The sequence below is a fragment of the Kitasatospora sp. NPDC047058 genome, assembly GCF_040643935.1.
Taxonomy (GTDB): Bacteria; Actinomycetota; Actinomycetes; order Streptomycetales; family Streptomycetaceae; genus Kitasatospora.
Genome location: NZ_JBEYVJ010000966.1, coordinates 1 through 1,041, shown reverse-complemented (window position 1 = coordinate 1,041; position 1,041 = coordinate 1). Strand labels below are relative to the sequence as shown.

Annotated in this window: 2 pseudogenes; one reads left to right on the top strand and one right to left on the bottom strand. The window is 71.8% G+C overall.

From position 1 onward, the window contains the following. Positions 1–147 precede the first annotated feature (147 nt). Positions 148–777 (top strand): annotated as a pseudogene (locus tag ABZ885_RS41995) (AMP-binding protein); the annotation flags it as partial. Between the two features lie 54 nt (positions 778–831). On the opposite strand, the pseudogene ABZ885_RS41990 reads toward ABZ885_RS41995, so the two are convergent. After that, a pseudogene (locus ABZ885_RS41990) lies at positions 832–1,041 on the bottom strand (class II aldolase/adducin family protein); the annotation flags it as partial.

Sequence of the window (1,041 nt, the reverse complement as noted above, 5' to 3'; positions counted from 1 at the left end):
GTCCCGTTCGAGTACAGCAGGTTCGACCTGGCCTTCAATCTCGTCGAGCAGTACGGAGACGACCACTGTCCGGCGGGGCTCAGCGGCCTGCTGCACTACAGCACGGAACTCTTCGACCGGGAGAGCGCCGAAGCCGTCGTGGCCCGCATGGTGCGCGTGGTGGAGGCGGCCGCGGCGGATCCGGACCAGCGGCTCGGACAGGTCGAGATCCTCTCCGCGCGGGAGCGGCGGCAGGTTCTGGCGGACTGGAACGACACGGGTGCCGAGGTCGCCGACGCGACCCTGCCCGCGCTCTTCCAGGCGCAGGCGGCCCTCACACCGCGGCGGCCTGCGGTACTCGCCTCGGACACCGATCTGACCTACGGCGAGCTGAACGAGCGGGCCAACCGCCTGGCCCACCACCTGATCGCGCGGGGGGCCGGTCCGGAGCGGTTCGTCGCTCTCGCCCTGCCGCGTACGGGGCAGACCATGGTGGCGCTGCTCGCCGTGCTGAAGGCGGGAGCGGCCTACCTGCCCCTCGACCCGGCCTACCCGGCGGACCGGATCGCCTACCTGCTGCGGGACGCCGACCCCGCGCTCGTGCTCACCGTTGAGGAGACCGAGGGGATGTTCCCGGCGGACTCCCGGACTCCGCGCCTGGTCCTGGACTCCCCCGAGGTCGTCGCCGCCCTGGCGAGCCGGCCCGGCACCGACCCGACCGACCGTGACCGGATCAGTCCCCTGCGGTCGCCGCACCCGGCGTACATCATCTACACCTCGGGCTCCACCGGCCGCCCCAAGGGTGTCGTCGTGACCCACGACAACGTGGCCAACCTGGTCGCCTGGGCGCGGGACGAGTTCGGTGCGGGCGGCGTGCACCTGGGAGTGGACGGTGAAGGCGGCCTGGTTCACGTGGTGGCTGCCCTGCACCACCTGGCCCTCGGAGTTGGCCAGGACCAGGTCGCTCACCGTGATGTGGGCGAAGGGCATGCCGAACGGGTTGACCCAGAAGCAGTCGGTGTACTCGGGATCGCGGGCGGTGATGTGCCCGGAGACCCCGTC